The sequence below is a fragment of the Candidatus Nitrospira nitrosa genome, assembly GCF_001458735.1.
In the GTDB taxonomy this organism is placed as follows: domain Bacteria; phylum Nitrospirota; class Nitrospiria; order Nitrospirales; family Nitrospiraceae; genus Nitrospira_D; species Nitrospira_D nitrosa.
In genome coordinates this window covers 1,173,174-1,193,717 of sequence record NZ_CZQA01000001.1, presented here as the reverse complement: position 1 = coordinate 1,193,717, position 20,544 = coordinate 1,173,174, and the positions used below count along the sequence as shown (strand labels likewise).

At 53.8% G+C, this 20,544-nt stretch carries 22 protein-coding genes; 5 read left to right on the top strand and 17 right to left on the bottom strand.

From position 1 onward, the window contains the following. Positions 1-11: 11 nt before the first annotated feature. The 3 genes from tsaE to mutS are packed head-to-tail and all read left to right on the top strand — an operon-like array spanning position 12 to position 3,554. On the top strand, positions 12-563 hold the full coding sequence (gene tsaE / locus COMA1_RS05630) for a tRNA (adenosine(37)-N6)-threonylcarbamoyltransferase complex ATPase subunit type 1 TsaE (protein ID WP_090744980.1): 552 nt from the start codon (positions 12-14) through the stop codon (positions 561-563). After that, positions 560-904: a LapA family protein gene (locus tag COMA1_RS05625; protein WP_090744977.1), complete on the top strand. Its 345-nt coding sequence runs from the start codon at positions 560-562 to the stop codon at positions 902-904. Before tsaE ends, COMA1_RS05625 begins: the two co-directional genes overlap by 4 nt. Further along, positions 897-3,554 carry a DNA mismatch repair protein MutS gene (gene mutS / locus COMA1_RS05620; RefSeq protein WP_090744974.1) on the top strand — a complete coding sequence of 886 codons (2,658 nt, stop codon included), beginning with the start codon at positions 897-899 and terminating at the stop codon, positions 3,552-3,554. Before COMA1_RS05625 ends, mutS begins: the two co-directional genes overlap by 8 nt. A gap of 237 nt (positions 3,555-3,791) precedes the next feature. On the opposite strand, the gene COMA1_RS05615 is transcribed toward mutS, so the two are convergent. The 15 genes from COMA1_RS05615 to COMA1_RS05545 all read right to left on the bottom strand — a co-directional run bounded on the left by COMA1_RS05615 (position 3,792) and on the right by COMA1_RS05545 (position 17,617). Next, complete coding sequence (locus tag COMA1_RS05615; protein WP_090744972.1) at positions 3,792-4,454, bottom strand: hypothetical protein; 663 nt, start codon at positions 4,452-4,454, stop codon at positions 3,792-3,794. A 42-nt stretch (positions 4,455-4,496) separates the two neighbouring features. Beyond that, positions 4,497-5,009: a hypothetical protein gene (locus COMA1_RS05610; protein WP_090744969.1), complete on the bottom strand. Its 513-nt coding sequence runs from the start codon at positions 5,007-5,009 to the stop codon at positions 4,497-4,499. A gap of 295 nt (positions 5,010-5,304) precedes the next feature. Beyond that, the gene (locus COMA1_RS05605; protein ID WP_090744966.1) at positions 5,305-6,582 is read right to left on the bottom strand and encodes a M16 family metallopeptidase; all 1,278 of its coding nucleotides are present in this window, start codon (positions 6,580-6,582) and stop codon (positions 5,305-5,307) included. Between the two features lie 3 nt (positions 6,583-6,585). Then, entirely contained in the window at positions 6,586-8,703 is a 2,118-nt protein-coding gene (gene pnp / locus COMA1_RS05600) for a polyribonucleotide nucleotidyltransferase (protein ID WP_176697876.1), read from the bottom strand. A gap of 217 nt (positions 8,704-8,920) precedes the next feature. Then, positions 8,921-9,190, bottom strand: coding sequence for a 30S ribosomal protein S15 (rpsO, locus tag COMA1_RS05595; protein ID WP_090744963.1), 270 nt, complete (start codon positions 9,188-9,190; stop codon positions 8,921-8,923). Positions 9,191-9,206: 16 nt separating this feature from the next. Then, complete coding sequence (gene truB / locus COMA1_RS05590) at positions 9,207-10,139, bottom strand: tRNA pseudouridine(55) synthase TruB (RefSeq protein ID WP_176697875.1); 933 nt, start codon at positions 10,137-10,139, stop codon at positions 9,207-9,209. 22 nt (positions 10,140-10,161) lie between these two features. Continuing rightward, positions 10,162-10,572, bottom strand: coding sequence for a 30S ribosome-binding factor RbfA (gene rbfA / locus COMA1_RS05585; RefSeq protein WP_090744958.1), 411 nt, complete (start codon positions 10,570-10,572; stop codon positions 10,162-10,164). Positions 10,573-10,615: 43 nt separating this feature from the next. Continuing rightward, entirely contained in the window at positions 10,616-10,897 is a 282-nt protein-coding gene (locus COMA1_RS05580; RefSeq protein ID WP_090744955.1) for a DUF503 domain-containing protein, read from the bottom strand. An 83-nt stretch (positions 10,898-10,980) separates the two neighbouring features. After that, a complete protein-coding gene (gene infB, locus COMA1_RS05575; protein WP_090746857.1) occupies positions 10,981-13,560 on the bottom strand; it encodes a translation initiation factor IF-2 in 2,580 nt (859 codons plus the stop codon). Between the two features lie 22 nt (positions 13,561-13,582). After that, complete coding sequence (nusA, locus tag COMA1_RS05570; RefSeq protein WP_090744952.1) at positions 13,583-14,740, bottom strand: transcription termination factor NusA; 1,158 nt, start codon at positions 14,738-14,740, stop codon at positions 13,583-13,585. A 50-nt stretch (positions 14,741-14,790) separates the two neighbouring features. After that, the gene (locus COMA1_RS05565; RefSeq protein ID WP_176697874.1) at positions 14,791-15,258 is read right to left on the bottom strand and encodes a ribosome maturation factor RimP; all 468 of its coding nucleotides are present in this window, start codon (positions 15,256-15,258) and stop codon (positions 14,791-14,793) included. 121 nt (positions 15,259-15,379) lie between these two features. Then, on the bottom strand, positions 15,380-16,219 hold the full coding sequence (gene dat, locus COMA1_RS05560) for a D-amino-acid transaminase (RefSeq protein WP_090744947.1): 840 nt from the start codon (positions 16,217-16,219) through the stop codon (positions 15,380-15,382). A 4-nt stretch (positions 16,220-16,223) separates the two neighbouring features. Continuing rightward, positions 16,224-16,565 carry a protease inhibitor I42 family protein gene (locus COMA1_RS05555; protein ID WP_176697873.1) on the bottom strand — a complete coding sequence of 114 codons (342 nt, stop codon included), beginning with the start codon at positions 16,563-16,565 and terminating at the stop codon, positions 16,224-16,226. Between the two features lie 52 nt (positions 16,566-16,617). Beyond that, on the bottom strand, positions 16,618-16,938 hold the full coding sequence (locus COMA1_RS05550) for a Rieske (2Fe-2S) protein (protein ID WP_245630857.1): 321 nt from the start codon (positions 16,936-16,938) through the stop codon (positions 16,618-16,620). A gap of 235 nt (positions 16,939-17,173) precedes the next feature. Next, the gene (locus COMA1_RS05545; protein WP_176697872.1) at positions 17,174-17,617 is read right to left on the bottom strand and encodes a DUF192 domain-containing protein; all 444 of its coding nucleotides are present in this window, start codon (positions 17,615-17,617) and stop codon (positions 17,174-17,176) included. Positions 17,618-17,895: 278 nt separating this feature from the next. On the opposite strand from COMA1_RS05545, the gene COMA1_RS05540 reads away from it, so the two are divergent. Beyond that, positions 17,896-18,243, top strand: coding sequence for a 4Fe-4S dicluster domain-containing protein (locus COMA1_RS05540; RefSeq protein ID WP_090744937.1), 348 nt, complete (start codon positions 17,896-17,898; stop codon positions 18,241-18,243). Positions 18,244-18,428: 185 nt separating this feature from the next. On the opposite strand, the gene COMA1_RS05535 is transcribed toward COMA1_RS05540, so the two are convergent. Further along, on the bottom strand, positions 18,429-18,905 hold the full coding sequence (locus COMA1_RS05535) for a hypothetical protein (RefSeq protein ID WP_090744934.1): 477 nt from the start codon (positions 18,903-18,905) through the stop codon (positions 18,429-18,431). A 454-nt stretch (positions 18,906-19,359) separates the two neighbouring features. On the opposite strand from COMA1_RS05535, the gene COMA1_RS05530 reads away from it, so the two are divergent. Continuing rightward, positions 19,360-19,974 (top strand): CBS domain-containing protein, encoded by a 615-nt coding sequence (locus COMA1_RS05530; RefSeq protein ID WP_176697871.1) that lies wholly within the window; start codon positions 19,360-19,362, stop codon positions 19,972-19,974. Between the two features lie 80 nt (positions 19,975-20,054). On the opposite strand, the gene COMA1_RS05525 is transcribed toward COMA1_RS05530, so the two are convergent. Beyond that, positions 20,055-20,522 (bottom strand): MEKHLA domain-containing protein, encoded by a 468-nt coding sequence (locus COMA1_RS05525; RefSeq protein ID WP_090744928.1) that lies wholly within the window; start codon positions 20,520-20,522, stop codon positions 20,055-20,057. Positions 20,523-20,544 lie beyond the last annotated feature (22 nt).

Genomic DNA, 20,544 nt, shown 5'->3' with positions numbered 1-20,544 from the left:
CGGCATTTCTTATGGCCCGAGCAGTTCGCTCCCGTGGTCTTGTCCTGAACTCTCGACGTGAGACGGAGTTAATCGGAGAATCCATCGGGCGGGTCCTTCGCGAAGGAGATGTGATTGCATTGATCGGTGATCTGGGAGCTGGGAAGACGGCATTAGTCCACGGGATCGTCTCTGGTCTTGATGCTCCCCCCAGCGTAGTCACCAGTCCGACATTCATGTTGATGCACCGATACCACGGGCGACTCCCTTTGATTCATATGGATCTATACCGATTGAGCAGTCTTGAAGAGGCCGAGGCCGTCGGTCTCGCTGAAGTTTTTACCGACGACGCGGCGACAGCCGTTGAGTGGGCTGACCGATTTCCAACCCTCCTTCCTTCTGACCGGCTCGAATTGCGGTTGAGTCACAGAACCTTCACCACTCGATCGATTCAGTTTATGGCACAGGGGACACGATCCCGTTCACTGTTGGCGCGCATCAGGAAAGCCTTGCCATCGAGGCAGAGGCAAGGTCAACCGCCACGTCCAGGACCTAGTGAAAAGAGAAAGGCCCCCATTCGATGACGCGCCTCATTCTTGTCGGCATCCTCTTGCTCCTTTCACTGGCGTTTGTCCTACAAAACCAGGAGCAGGAAGTTACGCTGCGGTATTTCTTCGGCTTACTTGAGGCCTCCACACCAATTTATAAACCCGTTATGGCGGGGTTCGTCGTGGGGCTCCTGGTTTCCGCTATCCTACTCTGCCCTCCTTGGGTGCGCAGCCGTATTCAGCTACGTCGTAAGACAAAGGCACTACAACAGGCCGAGGTAGACCTAGAGCGGCTTCGACAATCGCTCGAGAAGGTATCTGGACGGACTCCCACCCCGGCAGACATAGAACCCGTGAGACATTTTGCTGATGAGTGAGACAACGCTCAGCCCTCTCATGCGTCAGTTCCGTGACATCAAGCAGGGATACCCGGACGCGATTTTATTTTTCCGTGTCGGAGATTTTTACGAGATGTTCTACGAAGACGCGCTGGAAGCGTCTCGGCTCCTCTCAATTGCATTAACGTCCCGAGATAAGAATAGTCCTCACCCAATTCCGCTGTGCGGTGTCCCATACCATTCGGCCACCGGTTACATTGCAAAATTGCTCAACGCTGGACGCTTGGTCGCCCTATGTGAGCAAGTAGAGGACCCGAAGTCTGCCAAAGGCCTGGTCAGACGCGAGGTCGTTCGCCTGTACACACCTGGTACGCTGGTGGACACCGAGTTCCTGATTCCTGGAGAGCTCAACTATCTGGCCGCCCTCGCCGTTCATCCGGATGCCGATTTTGGTCAACGGATTGGGCTTGCCAGCCTCGAAGTGTCGACCGGAGAGTTCTGGTTGATAGAGTTTCGCGGTTCACAGGCGGTGAGCCAGGTTCTGAATGAATTGTCTCGACTCGATCCTCGTGAGCTGATCTTCCCAGCGGACCTCGATAGCCGGAGCGTGCAATGGATCAGACAGATCACAGGACCACGCTTGTGTGAACGTCCGGCTGCTCCATTTGAGACCCTCCGTGCGACCCATCTACTGACGAGTCATTTCCGCGGTACCTCGCTTGAAAGCCTGGGATGTCAGGGATTCCCAGCTGCCGTCGGCGCAGCCGGCGCGGTGCTGGACTATTTCCGTGCGACCCAGCCCGCAGTGCCATTGGATCACATCCGCCGATTATCCGTTCGGGGGAATGACGAAGTCATGCATCTCGATGGGACAACCATTCGAAATCTGGAACTCCTGAAGCCGTTGTCCGCTCGGGAACAAACGGATGCAACCGGTCCCTTAACACTGTTGTCCGTGCTGGACCACACGGTCACTGCAATGGGATGTCGGCTGTTACGTCAGTGGGTGGTTATGCCTCTGTTGCGTTGCAAGCTCATCCAAGCACGTCTTGATGCCGTGGAAGAACTCAAGGAGTCTCTCTTCGTACGAACGTCCTTACGCAGAGCATTGCGGGAGGTCCAGGACATTGCACGGCTCGGGACACGTATCACGCTCGGTTTGGCCAACCCTCGTGAATTGCTGGCATTGAAACAGTCGCTTGCCGCCATGCCTGAAATCTCCACCCAACTGACTTCCCTTCAGAGCGAATTATTAGTCCAGTCCTTCGCAACATGGGATGGCGCGGAAGATCTGTACGATCTGATCGAACGAGCCATCCGCCCGGATGCCCCGCTTTCTTTACGTGACGGTAATATCATTCGAGAAGGCTATGCCCCAGACATCGATGAACTTCGAAAAGCCAGTAAGGAAGGGAAGGAATGGATCGCTGCCCTGGAAGGCCGAGAACGCGAACGAACCGGAATTGAGTCCTTGAAGGTTCGTTACAATCAGGTATTCGGCTATTACATCGAGATTACAAAAGCCAATCTGGGCCGTGTCCCACCGGACTACATTCGGAAACAAACACTCGTCAACGCAGAGCGTTTTACCACTGCGGAGCTTCAGGAATTAGAAGAGCGCGTGATCGGTGCCGACGTGAAACTTCTCGCCTCCGAACAGGAGACCTTCGTAGCTCTTCGCTCCCGGCTGGCTACCGAAACCCATCGGTTGGACCGAATGGCGACACTGTTGGCTCTGATCGATGTGCTCGCCGGTTTAGCCGAGACGGCGGCCCTCTATCGGTACTCAAAGCCGACCGTGACGGAGGGTGGTGGGATTACGATCAGGGAAGGTCGACATCCCGTCGTCGAACGGATTTGTCAGGATTCAGTTTTTGTACCGAACGACACGACTCTGGACCTTGCCACTGAAAGGCTGCTCATCATCACCGGCCCCAATATGGCAGGAAAGAGCACCTACCTTCGGCAGGTTGCGTTGATTGTGCTCATGGCCCAGGTAGGATGTTTTGTCCCGGCTACAGAGGCGCGCATCGGTTTGGCCGACCGGATTTTCACCAGAGTTGGTGCATCCGACAATTTGGCTGGAGGGCAAAGTACGTTCATGGTTGAGATGGTTGAAACTTCGACTATTCTCCGTCACGCTACGCAAAGGAGTTTGCTCTTACTGGATGAAATCGGCCGCGGAACCAGCACCTATGATGGTCTCAGCCTTGCGTGGGCCATTGCCGAGTATATCCATGATTGCACACAGCTCGGTGCTCGTACTCTCTTTGCCACCCACTATCACGAGATGACTCAATTGGAGTCTCAACGTATCGGAATTAAGAACTATCGTGTGGCTGTTCAGGAATGCGATGGAGACATCGTGTTTCTGAGAAAGATCATCGCCGGTAAGGCCGATCGCAGTTATGGCATTCACGTAGCCAAACTTGCAGGGCTTCCCCCGGAGGTGGTTGGTCGCGCTCAAGCAGTCTTATCGCAACTCGAACGACCCGAGTCTACCCCTACCGTCTCGGCTTCAGGTCCATCACAACAACCTGCCCAACCTCTTCCTCAACCCCATCCATTGATAGAAGAGGTGAAGCAGATCGATCTGTTCTCGATAACCCCACTCGATGCCATGAATCGCCTTGCTGATCTGCAGCGGATGGCTAAAACAGAGATCGCCGAATCATCCGTTAGTCAGTAATTCTGAGAGTTCTACATCCCCAATTGTGACTCTGCATTGAAAGAGGCGGGGCACTGTGCGTCTTGCTGAAATTCATTCCGACAATTGATCTGTTCTCAGCCTCTCTGCAAGATTCTTTCATGGTGACTGAGGTTATCGGCTGTGCCATTGATGAGAAGAGGGGGAGTCCAGGCTCAAAATACAAGGGGGCGGCATCCCTGAAGGAATGCCACCCCCCTCTCCGCTTTGATAACTTCTTCAGTGACCGAGATTATACTGCGCAGTCCAAGGAATCAACCCGCCGAGGACCTTCCCACCAGGAAGCATGACATCGTATTGCATGCCGACGTTGCTCCCATCCGGTGTAACCGGAGACGTGTTGAGCCCGGTCTTAGCTTTGTTGCAGGATGCCTCGAATTCGTTTTTCCCTGTGCATTCCTTGAGTCGAAGTGCGGACATGCTTACGGGCTTGCCCATTGCACCTGATACATCAGGAATTCTCTTCACCGCAGAAATCACCCGATGGTTCTGTTCTGTTTCTGTAACGACGAACTCAATCAGGTCCGTCGTGCTACCGGGGGGAACTTCCTTCGCAGCAGCCGGTCCCGCATGGGGTCTCCCCATTTTCTGTAATTCTTGCCAGGCAGACTTGTCAGCATAGAACTTCAGATTCTTACCGGGGTGAACTTTCTGCCAGTATAAACCACTCTCGGCATTTCCACCAAACACGGCCACATTGATCCATACGGCTTCGTCATAGGGATCGAGAACAATCACTCGCCCCTGTAACGTGGTAGGTTTACTCATATCGCCCCATTCGAATCGCTCTTGAAATGACTCAATAGCCGAGGCGCTCGACACCAGACCCACTACGAGGGCAACGGCTGCCAGAATGGCTGCACCTTGCTTCTGAAACATCATGATCGTGTCCTCCTTCACAACAACGTGCTGTACTAAGAGTAGCTAGTCTTTCAGTATTTTGAAGCCGGTGATGGTTCGACCGTCGAGGGTGACCTCCATGGCGACCAATTCCTGTGAGGCTTTGATGATTTTATCCATCAGAGCCTTATCCTTCACGGCAAGGCGAACCGTCGTGGCTGCATGGTACCATCCGGAATAGGCCGAGTTCTTTTCCGTTCCTCCGACAAAGCCCCATGCACAGCAAGTAAAGAGAGGATCCGGCGGTTTCACATCGAGCATGGTTGATGATCGGCCTCCCCCCTCTCCGGATCCTTGATCTCCAGAATTCCAGTACTGAATCCCGAACAACAGTTCTCCATCGGGGTTATCCGCCCACTGAGACCAAACACGTCCTTGCAGAGTCTTGACTGCGGCCGAAGCCTTCAGCGGCTTCCCTCCTACGACGTCATCCGCAAGACCAAGGTGCTCAATGCCAGCAGCGAATGAAAATTCGGCCGCTAGCAAGCTGATACTTGCACATACTATGGCGGTAGCTAGAACGACAGCCTTTTTCATACCTCGTCCCTCCTTCATCAGATTGATTACCAGTGTCTTCATAAGTTATTGATCACATTGAGTTGATCATCGTAAATGCAACAAACTATTTCCTTGTAGACTGACTTGCGCCGTAACTTGTTCAGTGCCCAAGGGAGAAATCCTAGACCAGGATAATAGAGTCGGAACGGTACTGAAACTGCGCTGTCCTGTCAAGGGCATGTTTTTCACGCATAGCCTTGGTTTCGAAAATACTACGACGAGCAATAGGAAAACAATAGCTTAGATGGTTTTATGCCTTCGTGTTTTCTCGCGGTCAGGCCATCGACAGAGAGAACCGTTTCCCTAACACCTTGGTCTGTTGTGATGAAAGTGGTCCCAAACCTGTTACGGCCATATGCTCTGTTGTAAACAGAGTACGTGCTACTCGGTTGACCTGCTGCTCCGTCACGGCGTCAATATCTGAGATCATTTCCTCTAAGGAGGTATGAGTGCCGGCAATGAGTTCGTCCTTGGCAAGTTTGTTCATGCGGCTGTGTGAACTCTCCAAACTCAACATCAGGCCGCCTTTCATTTGTTCCTTGGTCCGTTTGAGTTCCTCACTAGTCATTCCCCGGCGAGCCATTTTCTGAATTTCTCGACGGATCAGGTCCAGCACCCGCGCAACTTCGCTGGCTCGGGTTCCGGCATACACTGTGACGGTCCCCGTATCTGAATACCCCGATAAGAACGAATAAACCGAGTAGGATAACCCACGCTTCTCTCTGATCTCTTGAAAGAGTCTTGAACTGACGCTCCCTCCTAAGACGCTGTTGAGCGCATATATCACATATCGGTCCTTATGGCCGGCCGCGATTCCTTGAAGTCCCACGCAGAGATGGACCTGCTCCAAGGGCTTCCGCTTCAGGGTCACACCGCCGTGCAGTTCAGCCGGCCAACGCGTTCCCGAATCGGTGGCCTTTGAGGCCTGGTAGCGTCCAAAGAGCCTGGTCATCATTTTCTCAAGCTTCTGTTGATCGAAGTTCCCAGCAAGAGCCACAACGATGCCTTCCGGGCGATAATGTCGATCCATGTACTCGAGCAGATCTTGGCGACGAATGTGGCCAATGGTGGACGCTTTCCCAAGGATAGGACGACTCAACGGATGCGTGCCCATCACCAATTTGGCGTGTAACTCTTGAATGAGATCCTCGGGATCGTCTTGCACCATGCGAATTTCTTCGAGTACGACCTGCTTCTCTTTTTCGATTTCCTTCTGCGCGAGCCGAGAACGAAAGAAGAGGTCCGAGAGAAGGTCTAAGGCTTGAGGCAGATGCTGATCCAGGACTTTGACATAGAAGGTCGTCGTTTCGCGCGTGGTAAACGCATTCATTTCTCCACCGAGTGCGTCTATTTCACGGGAGATGTCCGTCGCGGAGCGTGATGTCGTTCCTTTGAACAACATATGCTCGATAAAGTGAGAATACCCGGCTTCTTCGGGACGTTCGTCCCGAGAGCCGGCATTCACCCAAATACCTATGGTGACGGATTTGACGGTCGGGATTCGCTCGGTGACCAAGCGAATCCCGTTGTTGAGGATGACCTTGCGATACAAGTGTTACCCACCCGCTGGATCAGGTGCGCCGCCGGTGGTCGGTGCCGGAATAGTTTCTTTTCGACTGAGGCGGATTTTCCCCTGCTTATCGATTTCAAGCACTTTGACCAAAATTTGGTCTCCTTCGGCCACTTCATCAGAAACCGATTTTACGCGATGATGGGCGAGCTGAGAGATGTGCACGAGTCCGTCCGTGCCCGGCAAGACCTCGACGAAGGCGCCGAAGTCCATGATTTTTCTTACCGTCCCGGAATAGACCTTCCCGACTTCGACTTCCTCGGTCAGGCGGTTGATGATGTCCTTGGCTTTCTGGAGAGATTCACCGTCCGAGGACGCGATCGTGACAATCCCGCTGTCTTCAACGCTGATCTTGACGCCACAATCGGCTTGAATCCCGCGGATCGTCTTCCCTCCCTGCCCGATGATATCCCGTATTTTGTCCTGCTTGACCTTCATCGTGTGGATGCGGGGGGCAAAGGCTGAGAGTTCGGTGCGTGGCCCCTGGAGTGCGTTCGCCATGCGGCCCAGAATGTGGAGACGTCCCGATCGGGCTTGTTCCAACGCTTGCTGCATCAAGGTAGTGGTAATCCCACCAATCTTGATGTCCATTTGAAGTGCGGTCACCCCGTTCTTCGTCCCGCATACTTTGAAATCCATATCACCCAAGTGATCTTCAAGGCCGAGAATGTCGGACAAGATAATCACATCGTTTCCTTCTTTAATGAGCCCCATCGCAATACCGGCAACGGGCTCCTTGATTGGAACACCCGCATCCATCATTGCCAACGTTCCGCCACAGACTGTAGCCATCGAGGAGGACCCATTGGATTCCAGAATCTCCGAAACAATGCGCAGAGTGTATGGAAACACATCCTTAGCGGGGATGACAGGCTTCAACGCCCGCTCCGCCAATGCGCCGTGGCCGACTTCACGTCTACCTGGTGAGCGAAGCGGTCGCGCTTCACCGACACTGAAGGGCGGGAAGTTGTAATGCAGCATGAATGTACGGGTATACTCCCCTTCTAACGCATCAATTCGCTGCTCATCGTCCGTCGTCCCCAAGGTCACAACGGCGAGACTCTGGGTTTCTCCGCGGGTAAAGATGGCCGAACCATGCGCGCGCGGCAAGGCGCCGACTTCACAGGTGATCGGTCGGATGTCGGATGGCCCACGGCCGTCCGCCCGCGACTGTTTCTCCAGAATCATCTTCCGGACTTCCGTGTACTCCAGTTGATGAAAGACGATCTTGATATGCCGCTCACGTGAAGCGTCTTCTGGTTTCTGGAGCTTTTGAACGGTCTCCGCAAGGATTTGGTCCAATCGCTCCTGCCGCGCACTCTTGTTGGAAATCATAATGGCGTCCCGAATCGGCTGGGCCACCAGAGACTTAATCTCCGCCTGCAGCGTGGGATCAATCGACTCCTGTACGACGTTTCGCTTAACGCATCCCACCTTCTTCGCTAATTCATCGATCTTCTGAACAATCTTCTTGATTTCGCTGTGAGCTAACTCCAGCGCCTGCAGCATGGTTTGTTCGGAAAGTTCATTGGCACCTGCCTCCACCATCATAACCGCATCGGCCGTTCCGGCCACCACGAGATGGAGGTCGCTTTGTTCCATGGCTTCGAGGTCTGGATTGACGACGAGCTGACCCTTGATATAGCCGATCTTCACTCCGGCGACGGGCCCATTGAATGGGATATTGGATATGGCCAGTGCCGCCGAGGCCGCGGTAATTCCGATCACGTCGGCCGAGCCCGTCTTGTCGGCTGAGAGGACCGAGGCGATGACCTGGGTTTCGAAATAGAATCCTTCAGGGAAGAGCGGACGCAGGGGACGATCAATCAATCGGCTGGTCAAGACCTCCTTCTCAGCCGGTCGGCCTTCCCGTTTAAAATAGCCTCCAGGAATCTTGCCTGCCGCATAGGCTTTTTCCTGGTAGTCGACCGTCAAGGGAAGAAAGTCGATCCCAGGCTTGGCGGTTTGGGCTGAAACAGCCGTAGCGAGCACGACGGTATCACCGTAGGATGCCCAAATTGATCCGTCGGCTTGTTTCGCGACGCGACCGGTTTCAAGCCGGAGCATACGACCGGCAACTTCTACCTCTACAACATGTATCATCTATGGTCTCCTCTGGTTAGGTCCACAGATGCCCACTGACAAACGCTCTGGTCGACGTTCCTCGCTGCTCAGTCGAGCACGCGAAGGGCACACGTCTCCCACCCATGGCCGGAAGATTTCACCCGGCAGTGGAGGAACAGAGCGCATGTCGGTGTTCATCTGTGGGACATGCGAGTAATGCGATGGCGCCGGTCCACGCCGTTCTGGGAACGACCGGTTACTTGCGTATACCGAGGCGATCGATAATGGCCCGGTAACGAGCGTCATCCACTCCGCGAAGATAGTCCAACAACCGACGCCGCCGGCCGACCAGTTGTAACAACCCGCGTCGCGAGTGATGGTCTTTCTTGTGAGTCTTAAAATGCTCGGTCAGATAGGTAATGCGATTCGTCAAGACGGCTATTTGGACTTCCGGAGAGCCGGAATCTTTGTCGTGCTGCTGATATTCCTGAATCAGTGCTGCTTTTGCTTCCTTCAATAACGCCATAACCACTCCTTCTCCATTAATGACTCGAGAGACTTAATACTTTACGCACTTTAATCGCTCCCAGACCCGTCCGGTCATGAGTTCCAATTGCCAACAGTCGCCCAGCTTCATCCTTCAGTCGCACATTGCCTGCCGCCAGGGAAGAGAGAGACTGACCAATCCCTATCTGGGACACGGGTGTCCCGTGTAACACCCGCTCTGCCTGTTCCTCGTTGACAACCACAGCAGGAAGCTCGAAAAGGAGTTCGTCCAGGGAAAGAAATTGCGATGCGAGAGTGCTCGCCGCAAGGTGAGAGGCGACTTGTTCGACCGTCAATGCACGCTCGATCGAAAGTGGCCCCACACGACGCCGTTCCAACGAAAACAGGTGCCCCCCGACACCTAAGGCCTGGCCTATATCGGCACAGAGCGTACGCACATACGTGCCTTTCGAACAAACAACGCGCAATGTTGCATCTCGGCCATCAAAGGACATGAGTTCCAGCGTATGAATCACGATAGAGCGTTCAGCCCGGTCGATCGTCTTGCCAGCCCTGGCGGCCTTATACAGTCGTTGTCCTCCGACCTTGACTGCCGAGTACATGGGCGGCAGTTGTCGTTGGATACCACGGAATCCGGTGAGCACTGTTTGTAGATTGATTTCCGTGACTCCACTTGGATCAGTACTCGTCAAGAGCCGACCGGTTGCATCCTGTGTATCCGTCGTTTCTCCGAGCCGCAACTGAGCTCGGTACTCCTTATCCCAATCAACCAGATATTCGGCAATTCTTGTGGCTCGCCCCACAAGAATCGGCAAAACCCCTGTCGCACTTGGATCTAATGTGCCGGCATGCCCAACTTTGCTTTCTTTCAAAAGGGCGCGAATTTTGGCAACAACATCATGCGACGTCCAACCGGTTTCTTTGTGAACAATAAGTACCCCGTCTTGGGACACCCTCTGCTCAAACATCGTGGTAGCGCTGGTCATAGCATCAAGACTCTGAAACACTCGATTCCTCAGTGGAGTCTTTGAGGGCTTGCGGTTCTCCGGCAGGACCATGCAATCCTGCCAATAACTGGTCGATTCGATTACCCCTTATGCCACTCACATCCTTCTTGAAAATAACATCGGGGAGGTAACGGAGCGACAGACGACGTCCTAATTCAGCACGCACAAACCCACTCGCTTTTGACAGCCCGGCAAAGACTTCACGCTCAGCCGCATCCCGCTCCATGGTCGTAACGAAGACATGTGCGATACGCAAATCTCCTGTGAGTTCGACATCGGTCACGGTGACACCATGCACCCGAGGATCTTTGATTTTGCGCATAAGAATATCGGCTACTTCCATGCGAATCTGATCGGCCACTCGATCAGCCCGTTTGTAGGTTGCCTTAGACATCGTAAGGTGATGGTCCTCAGGAACGGCGACATGGGGCTGAAGGCTAGAGCAACTCCTGTTGAGTACGGATCACCTCGAGAACCGGCATACTCTTGATCAGGTTCAGCGCCTGCTCCAAAACTTGGCTCACAAAACGTCCCTCGCTGGCCACACAGGCCATTGCGAGAACGGCCTTCTGCCAGAGATCTTGCCCATCGACTTCTGCCACAGAGAGGTTAAATTTACTTCGCAGTCGCTCTTTGAGTCCATGCAGGACCTGACGCTTATCTTTCAACGATTGGCTCTCTGCGATGAACAACTCGACCGTACAGAGCCCAACCACCATAATGACCGCCTACAACGTGCCCTTTATATGAGCCGGTCTCCGTGAGAGCGCCTACCGCACGGCGCCATGATCTGGATTGACATCTAAAGCTTAGTGGCGATTTTGTCGATCGTATACGCTTCGACAATATCTCCCACTTTCACATCATTGAAATTCTCTATACTGAATCCACACTCATATCCCTGCTGAACCTCACGCACATCGTCCTTGAATCGCTTCAACGAGCCAAATTTACCCTGATAGACCACCACATTATCCCGAATCACACGGACTCCAGCACTGGTTCGCGAGATGAGGCCATCAACCACATAGGCACCTGCCACTGCGCCAACCTTTGGGATCATAAAGACCTGGCGTACCTCTGCACGTCCCAGAGCTCGCTCCTTGAGCGTCGGTTCAAGCAAGCCTTCCATGGCGGCTTTGATATCGGCAATGGCGTCATAGATGATCGTATAGAGCCGGACATCGACACCTTGCTGCTCAGCCAATGCCGTGGCCTTTGGCTCAGGTCTAATATTAAACCCAATGACGATCGCCCGCGATGCTGCCGCAAGCAGGACATCGGATTCCATAATTCCGCCGACGGCGTTATGAATGACCCGAAGCTTGACCGCGTCGGTCGATAACTTTTCAACCGCTCCGGCCAACGCCTCAGACGATCCCTGCACATCGGCCTTGATGACGATGGCCAACTCCTTCACTGACCCTTCTTGGATTTTTGCAAAAAGGTCATCAAGCGAAACCTTCGTCGGACTGGTCAATTCGGCTGCTCGACGTTTTTGAGCTCGCTCTTCGGCAATCTCTCTGGCTACCCGCTCATTCGAGACGACATGGAAGACATCTCCTGCCGACGGAACACCCGGCAAGCCAATGACTTCGACTGGAATGGACGGCCCGGCCTGCTGTACTTTTTCACCACGATCATTGATGAGCGCCCGTACACGGCCACTGAACGTACCCACGACATACGCATCGCCGACCCGCAAGGTCCCACCCTGCACCAGGACCGTCGCGACTGGCCCTCGCCCTCGTTCAATTTTCGCTTCGACGACCGTACCTCTAGCCTGCCGGTGTGGATCCGCCTTGAGCTCAAGCACTTCGGCCTGCAAAAGAATCATTTCCAAAAGCGTATCCAGACCAGTTTTTTGCTTGGCCGACACTTCAACCATGATCGTATCGCCACCCCAAGCTTCAGAAATGAGTCCATGTTCTGAGAGCGCATTCTTGACCCGATCCGGATTGGCTGTAGGCTTATCGATCTTGTTCATCGCAACGATGAGCGGAACGCCTGCGGCCTTCGCATGGTGGATGGCCTCAATAGTTTGAGGCATGACGCCATCGTCTGCAGCAACGACGAGAATGACGACATCCGTGACTTTAGCCCCACGGGCCCTCATGGCCGTGAAAGCCTCATGGCCTGGCGTATCCAAGAAGGTCACCTGCTTGCCGCGTACCGAAACCGTATAGGCCCCAATATGCTGCGTGATACCGCCAGCCTCTCCCTCTGCAACATTGGTTTGACGAATGGCGTCGAGTAATGATGTCTTCCCGTGATCGACATGACCCATGATCGTCACGACAGGTGGGCGCGGTTCAGGCCGTTCTTCACCGCCAGTCTCCAGCACATCTTGCAACAAATCGTCCCCTACTTTTTCAATTACGATATCGATCTTGACACCACTCTCTTCAGCTAACATCGCCGCTGCGTCCAGATTCATTGGCTGGTGATAGGTCAGCATTTGACCCATCTCCATAAGCTTACGAACAATGTCTGCGGGACGCTGGCCAATCAACTCCGCAAATTCTTTGACCGTTGTTCTCGGAGTGACCTTGACACTCTTTCGACGCGGCTTCGTCACCTCTGATGGAGCACTATGGTGCAAATGCTTAGAGCGATCATCACGACGTTGGACCGGAATGGCCCGGAGATCCTGCCAACGTGCGGCATCCTCTCTGAGCTTCACATCCTGCTGCTCATCTTTCGGCCGACCTGGCTTTTTGGCCTTCTTGAGCTTGTCCTTCTGTCCTTCGGCTTCAATGGCCTCGAACGCCATGCTCTTCTTCTTGCCGAGGACGGATTCAACCGTCGTGGTCGCAGCGCCTGGCGGTGCAACGACCGGCTTAGGCTGAGCGGCCGCTTGCGTGGGAACCACCGCCGAAGGTACCACTGCGGCAGGAGGTGCGACTATGCTTTCCGGTCGAATGTCCTCCACACGTGGGCTGGGCGCGACAGGCTCTTCAATAACCGACTGCTCTGCAGAGGGTGATGGATCGGTGCTTGCTGCAACTACTAGCTCAGGCTGAGCTGAATGCTCTATTTCCACGGCCGTGGATGACGAGAGAATCTCCGCCGGCTCTTCTTCTTTCTTACGCTTAATCAGAATGCGCCGCTTGTCAGGCTTGGCAGACTCTTCCGTCGGTTGCCCCTTGCTCGCCAAAGACCTGCTCTGCGCCGCGCCGGGAATGGACTTAGATGGAGAGTCTGCTTCAGTCGCAGCCCCCTGCCCCTTAGATTGCGGAGCGAGCTTTCCCAACACCTTCTCCACGATCTCATCATCCAGCGCACTACTATGGGATGTCACTGGCACACCCATTTTCTTGAGCTCTGGGATGAGCACGCGATTTTCCATGCCTAGCTTCTTTGCCAGTTCGTATACACGCATTGCCATCAGACGATTCCGTATCCTACTCTGATCCGTTCAGTGCCTCTTCCGCTCTCGCAGCTTGACGAGCCTCTTCCTGCAGTCGTTGCGCCTCTGTCTCTTCAGCCAGTGCCGCTTTGATTTCCTTGTCGCGCTCCACTTTCTCCTTTTCGTACTCCGTGGCGCTGATGATGTCGATTTTCCATCCTGTCAAACGCGCCGCAAGCCTGACATTTTGGCCATTCTTGCCGATCGCCAAAGATAGTTGGGAATCGGCGGCCACCACCAATGCCGACTTCTTCTCCTCATCGATACCGACCTTTTCGATCGTCGCAGGATTTAAGGCTTCGGCGATGAATACCCTCGGATCTTGGGTCCAGGTAATGATGTCGATCTTCTCACCACGCAACTCACGGACGACGGCTTGCACGCGGGAACCTTTAATACCGACACAAGCACCCACCGGATCCACCGCCTTTTCCCGTGACGTCACAGCAATCTTTGTCCGATCCCCAGGCTCTCGAACAACCGACTTGATTTCGATAATCTTCTCCATGATCTCAGGCACTTCGAGCTCAAAGAGTTTCGACACAAATTGGGGATGGCTTCGCGACAAAATCACCTGTACATCCTTAGGGGTCCGACGAACTTCCAACAGCATGGCTTTCACACGATCACCACGACGGTATGTTTCACGCGGGATCTGCTCTTGTATCGGGAGAATCGCCTCTGTCTTCCCGAGATCTACCAAGTAATTACGGCGCTCCATGCCAAGAATGATGCCGGTGACCAAATCACCCTGCCTCGTGGAGTATTCCTTCTGCACCGCCTCCCATTCTGCTTCACGAACCTTCTGAAAAATGACTTGCTTGGCGGTCTGCGCAGCAATTCTTCCCAATTCATTCATCTCAATCAGGGAACCGATTTCGTCTCCAACTTCGGCTTCGCTGTCATACTGACGGGCTTCTTGTAGGGAAATTTCGGCTTTAGGATTGCTGACCGTTTCGACGATCGTCTTCTTGGAGACAACTGAAATTTCTCCGGTTTTCGGATCTATCTCAACCTGAATGTTCTCAGCCTGCCCAAAGCGCTTTTTTGCGGCAGTCTGCAGAGCGGATTCAATGGCTCCGATTACGCGCGCCTTGTCGATTCCCTTTTGGCGCCCGATTTCGTCAATTACTGAAATCAGTTCTCGGTTCATACCTCACGCTCCTGCATCCGGTTTGCATCCACGGCGCCCCCACCCACAATTTAGATTTTCACGACCAATTTCGCTTCCGCAATGCTCTCACGGCTGAGCTGAATCGCCAAGGGAGCTCGATGCGTACCGACCTCCAACACGACGAGAGTCTCGTCTACTTGCATCAGTTCTCCGGTAATCCGCCACTGACCTTCGAGAGGCTGTCGAAGCTTGAGATTCACCTGTTTTCCAATCGCCCGTTGATAGTCCTGAGTTCTCTGGAACGGGCGATCCAAACCTGGAGATGAGACTTCAAGCGTATAGGCGTGAGGGAACGGATCGGCGACATCGAGTGCCGGCCCTAGAGCCTTATGTGCTTGCTCACAGTCGGTGATGGTCACTCCACCCGGTTTGTCGACCAACACACGAACAACAGACCGCGGACCACGTCCAACGCAAACAACATCGATCAATTCGAGTCCGAGCGTCCATAGAATCGGCGAAATAACTTCCTGCAATCGGTCGATAACCGGCTGCACACTACTCCCCGGCGTCCTCAACCTTCATGTCCTCTTAGGCACGTGACCAAACAAAAAAGTGGGCGTGCGCCCACTTACAGAGGCGGTACCATAGCACGCACCCCTAAGCAATGCAAGGGGACTAGCCCGTCAGTATCGCCCATCGAGCTGCCAATGCCTGAGTCACTGGACCGGGGCGACCGTTGCCAATGGATTTCCCGTCGATCTGAACGACCCCGAGTACTTCGAGCGTGGTCCCGGTAAGAAAAACCTCGTCTGCCTGGTACAGGGAGTCGATCGACATGAATCGTTCCTCGACGACGACCTCTTCCCTTCTTGCTAATTGCAAGACGACGGTCCTGGTCACTCCGGACAGAATACGCGGACTTTCGGGAGCCGTCACGAGTACGCCTCCCTGAACAGCCATCACATTGCTCACGGCGCCCTCCATGACCAAGCCGTCACGAACCAAGATGGCCTCAAATACACCCGCTTTTCTTGCCTCCTCACGAGCCAGCACGTTGGCCAGCAAATTCACGCTTTTGACATCGCATCGGCCCCATCGCAGATCCTCGCACGTACAGGCCATCACGCCGGTGTGGCGCATTTCAACACTGAGCGGGTGAATGGCTCGAATCGTCATAACGACAGTTGGCCGACTCTCTGAAGGAAAGCCATGCTCGCGGGGAGCCACCCCTCGCGTTACCTGAATATAGATCTTGGCGTCCTGATAGCCAGCTAGGCTCAGTCCCTGGTGAATCCATTGCGTCCATTGCCTTCTGGTATAGGGTTGGGAAATGGAGAGTTGCGTTGCGCTTCGATCAAGCCGGTCAAGATGTGCACTCATTTCGAACGGGGACCCTCGATAGGTTCGAATCACTTCATAGACCGCATCGCCGAATTGGAATCCGCGGTCATCGATGGATACCGTCGCATCTTGCCATGGAAGGAAACGCCCATTGATAAATGCAATGTCTGGCATGGACTCAATCCCCCGTCGTAACCGGCTGCGCCTCAATCGTGAAGAGCCGGCGATCTTCCGAGGTGAATTTCCACCCCATGCGCTTTTCAAACACGATGTGATAGACACCTGGCTGCACGGCCTTAAACTCAAAGATTCGCTGTCCGTTGTCGACCGCGTTATTACTGGCGATGCGGAGAAATTCGTCGCCGAGCAAAGCCAGTCCCTTGGTGTCATAGGACGCGACCCACTGCTCACCCCTTGTCCGGTCTTCCCATAACTGAAGGACAAAGGGTCGATCAACCACGACCTTGCGGGAATCTCCGGTCTCCCCTATCGATAGGGGTTCGACACCAACGGTATTCACACCGGCATCCTCTGTGCGTTCGTTACGGCTATGCACGTTTCTTTGAAAATCTTCATGATTTTTTTCGCGGGCCGATCATGATCTCACTTCCCTCCACTCGCACCTCGTAACTTCCCACGCAATACCCGCCCCCATCCGTACCTTGTCCATTTCGGATGTCGAACGCAAGGTCATGCCACGGACAGGCGATGACGTACCCCTTGAGTCGACCTTCGATAAGAGGCCCCCCTTCGTGAGGGCAGCTATTATGGATGGCATAAAATTTCCCATCGATATTGAACAGGGCAATCGGTCGATCATTGACCTTGACGATCTTCGACTGCCCCGGAGGTACGTCCTCAACCTGACCGACCTTTTGAAACCCATCCATCATGTGTATTCCCTTGGTATGCCGCAAGGCGTATCTGCTGAATGCTGAAAAAATCCACCAGTGACGTGCTGGCACCGCTTATTTAGGGTTCACCGTGCTGATGCGTGCGCCTTATCTCTTCGCTCGCTGCGGCCCTGGCGGACAACCTTTTTGACTGTCCTGATGTGATCGTCATGAATGGTGATTGGAACACCCCATCTGTAATTTGTTCGTAATGACCGATTTAACTTCTACTTGGCTAGAGGCGCAGGGCGTATTTGAGCTCGTCGTTTTTGGCCACACCTGACTTTTTAATGAACCCAGACTCCGCCTGTATCACATAGCGAGCCGCCTCGGGTGGCGGCCCAAACAGTGGGCATGGATCCTTCGCGCAGGGCTCTGCCTGTTCAAGCAGATGTACCACATGATGACTCTCATCGACCCACAGTATGTCGATGGGGAATCGGTACTCCCGCGTCGTGACACGATGAAGACCATTTTCCTCAAAAATATACAGCATGCCCGCATTTGCTGGTAACCCCTCTCGAAAGGCAAGTCCAAAGAGGAGCTTCTCAGGCGTATCGGCCACCTCGGTCTCCAATTCGACGCCACTGGGAAACGTCACCACAATCACGCTCGATTCTTTGCGTTCAACGAGAATCACTGAGGCGCTCATCAATAGCACCGCCAGCAAGATCATCATGATGATCCGCTTCTTTTTCTGCTCTCGCTCACTCGCTTGGTTATGACTACGAGACATCTGGAGAAGAGTACCGACTTTATTTTTTCACATGCTGGGCCCAATGACCCATGCGTACAACTGCCCTAGGCCTTCTGACCGGAACTCGTTACATTGACCTGGAAAATCAGCACAGGATAGAATGCCTACTCACGCTGCCACTCGTCAAATTGGTCACTACTATGGTGGCGGACGTGGGAGCTTGTCAATATTGATTTGAGAGTGAGAAGGAGGCTTCGATCATGGCTTTACTGATTACAGACGAATGTATCTCTTGCGGGGCATGCCTGCCGGAATGTCCCAATGAAGCCATTTTTGAAACCAGAAGTGATGCTGAGTCCAAAGGGAACCACGTCGGTGATGGACAGGGAGTCGGCGATAACATTTATGTCATCGCCCATGACCGATGTACGGAGTGTGTCGGCCATTTCGACGAACCACAATGCGCAGCTGTATGTCCGGTCGATAATTGCTGCATCTCAGACCCTCTCTATCCGGAGACGACGGAGATCCTTCTGGAACGAGCGAAGACGTTGAATCCTGATAAAGGAATCGATCCCGCTAAAGTGTGGAGCGGGGTTAGGAACTAACTCAATCTCTGTTCCTGGCGTTGAAGGAAGGCCTTGGCTCTGAAGAGAACCAAGGCCTTCCGCTTTTTAATGGATTCTTGACGCCTCTACGGCCACTTCAGACAGCCGGAAAACGAAACGGCCCCAAGGAGGATTTCCTTGAGGCCGTCAATCTACACCGAGACTTTTTTATTCGTTGCCGTGAACTATTTCAGCATGAGTAACTTGCCACCCACATGGGCAGGATGCAAGTGACATTTATACTCCAGGACGGTCCCGGCCGCATAAAACAGGTCGCTGGTCGGAACACCGATATATTGCGTCTCTCCTGGCTTGAGCACGAGCTTCGTATGTAAAACGGTTGGCGCCGATTGATTCACTGCGGCAGTGAGCTGAAACCCGTGCTCAGCCGTTGAATTATTCGTGACTTTTAGGAGAACGGGTGCACCTGGACGTGTCTTGAAATCGATCACTGTCACAGGAGGATACCAAACTTTCATGTTGCCAAGCTCGATCGCGAAGAACGAGGCATCAACGGTGAGTTCTTTGAATGGCTGTCCCACGACGGAACCTGATTCGAGATCCCCGGTCTCGACACCGCCCGCTTGAAGTGCGTATGAACCTGAAACCCCGGCCAACACCAATCCAAGGCCGAGAAAGCCCGTCAACAATACCTTACCCATGGCCACCCCCCTTGCGAGATTAAAGAAGAGATAAAATAGAAGCTTGTAAACCGATATCGTGATGATGCCAAAACCTAGATGACGTGCAGGCGCTTGGTACTGCGTACCGTTTTTCTTTTTTAATAGTGCTTAAAACAACTTATCCATAACCCTAAAATTTCAACTATGCAGAGACATGTATAACATAGGGCTCAAAATGGAAGCAACCGATTTAGAGCCATCCTAGGCAGAAGAACTCGTCCCAAGTTGGCCGCAACTGGCGGCCACGCCGTTCACCCACGACTGATGCCGGCGGTGGGGTTAGACATGGCTCTGTTCACATCCCGTCTCGCCCGAAGAACCTCATACGGGTACAAAAGTACGGACGGACTCAGCTTGAAAAACCGACCATCGGCCCTCTCCTTCGCTTAAGTATTTCACCAATATGCCGATACAACAGCCAAGGAGCTACAGCATGCCCATTATTGTGGCAGTCAACGGGGTTGCGGAAGTCTATCCGGCAAAGCTCGTGACTCCACGGTATAACCGCCTGGAGACGGTGGCAGATCGGGAGCATCATGGCCAACAATCATCGACGTTGGATCACCCCGCCTTAGTTGCGCAAACGGCCTACCAACAACAGAGCCCTGATCGATCACACCCAACGCCGGCAGTCCTGGCCCGAGACTTGATGACGACAGCCGTGCTCTCGCTTCCATCTGACAGTCGGCTCCTTGATGCATGGACGCTCATGAGTCACAAGGGATTTCACCACATCCCCATCACCTCATTACATGGCACGCTCGTGGGAATGCTCTCGTATCGGGATCTCCTCCATCATGTCCCTGAATTGATCACATCGGCCGATACACAACAGGCTTCCCACAAGCATGCTGCCGAGGTCATGACTCCGCGAGTGATCTCGGCAACCCCTACCACGGAGATCCGTGAAATCGCCCGAGTCATGCTGGAGGAACGGATCCATGCGGTTCCGATTCTCGATCAGAGCCGTCGTCTCGTCGGCATACTTTCCAGGCAAGACCTGCTCCGTGGCCTCGCCAACCACGGCCCCCTTGAATTATGGACCTGACCTTACTGACTTTTTTGGCCTCTCGTTCAAGATCCGTTCATGGAAACATCTCGTCAATTCCTGTAACGCAGGCTGGGTTATCATACTCGTGACCATCGTGAAAACGTCGCCGCCTGACCAAGCGGACTTCCCCCCATATCAACCACAGTCCAAATCACAGCCTGCTCAACCATAAAACGTCGACCCGTTGCTGAAATCCGCACACCGTTATAGCCGTCATAGTAGCCGTTGATTCGCGCCTGAGCCAACATGCGATCCCGTTCGGCTCGGTTGTCAGGCTCAGCCGTCAGTCGCGAGGGAGTCGCGGTCAATTGTTCCCAAGAGACCTCCCACAAATCCAGCGCGACGTGATTGCCATAGTTTAAGATCGGATCGGGTTCGGCACCATGCGACACCACCACACATGAAGCATCGAACAACCTCTGAGCTTGCGCCGTGACATCTCCGGCCCGCTCAATCAACTCCTTTCCAATCCAACGGCGATAGCTGTCCAGCAAGAACTGACTCCACTCCACAATGCGCGGTTCGTTCCACGGTGCAGCCTTCATGGGTCTGGTGGTATCACGACGT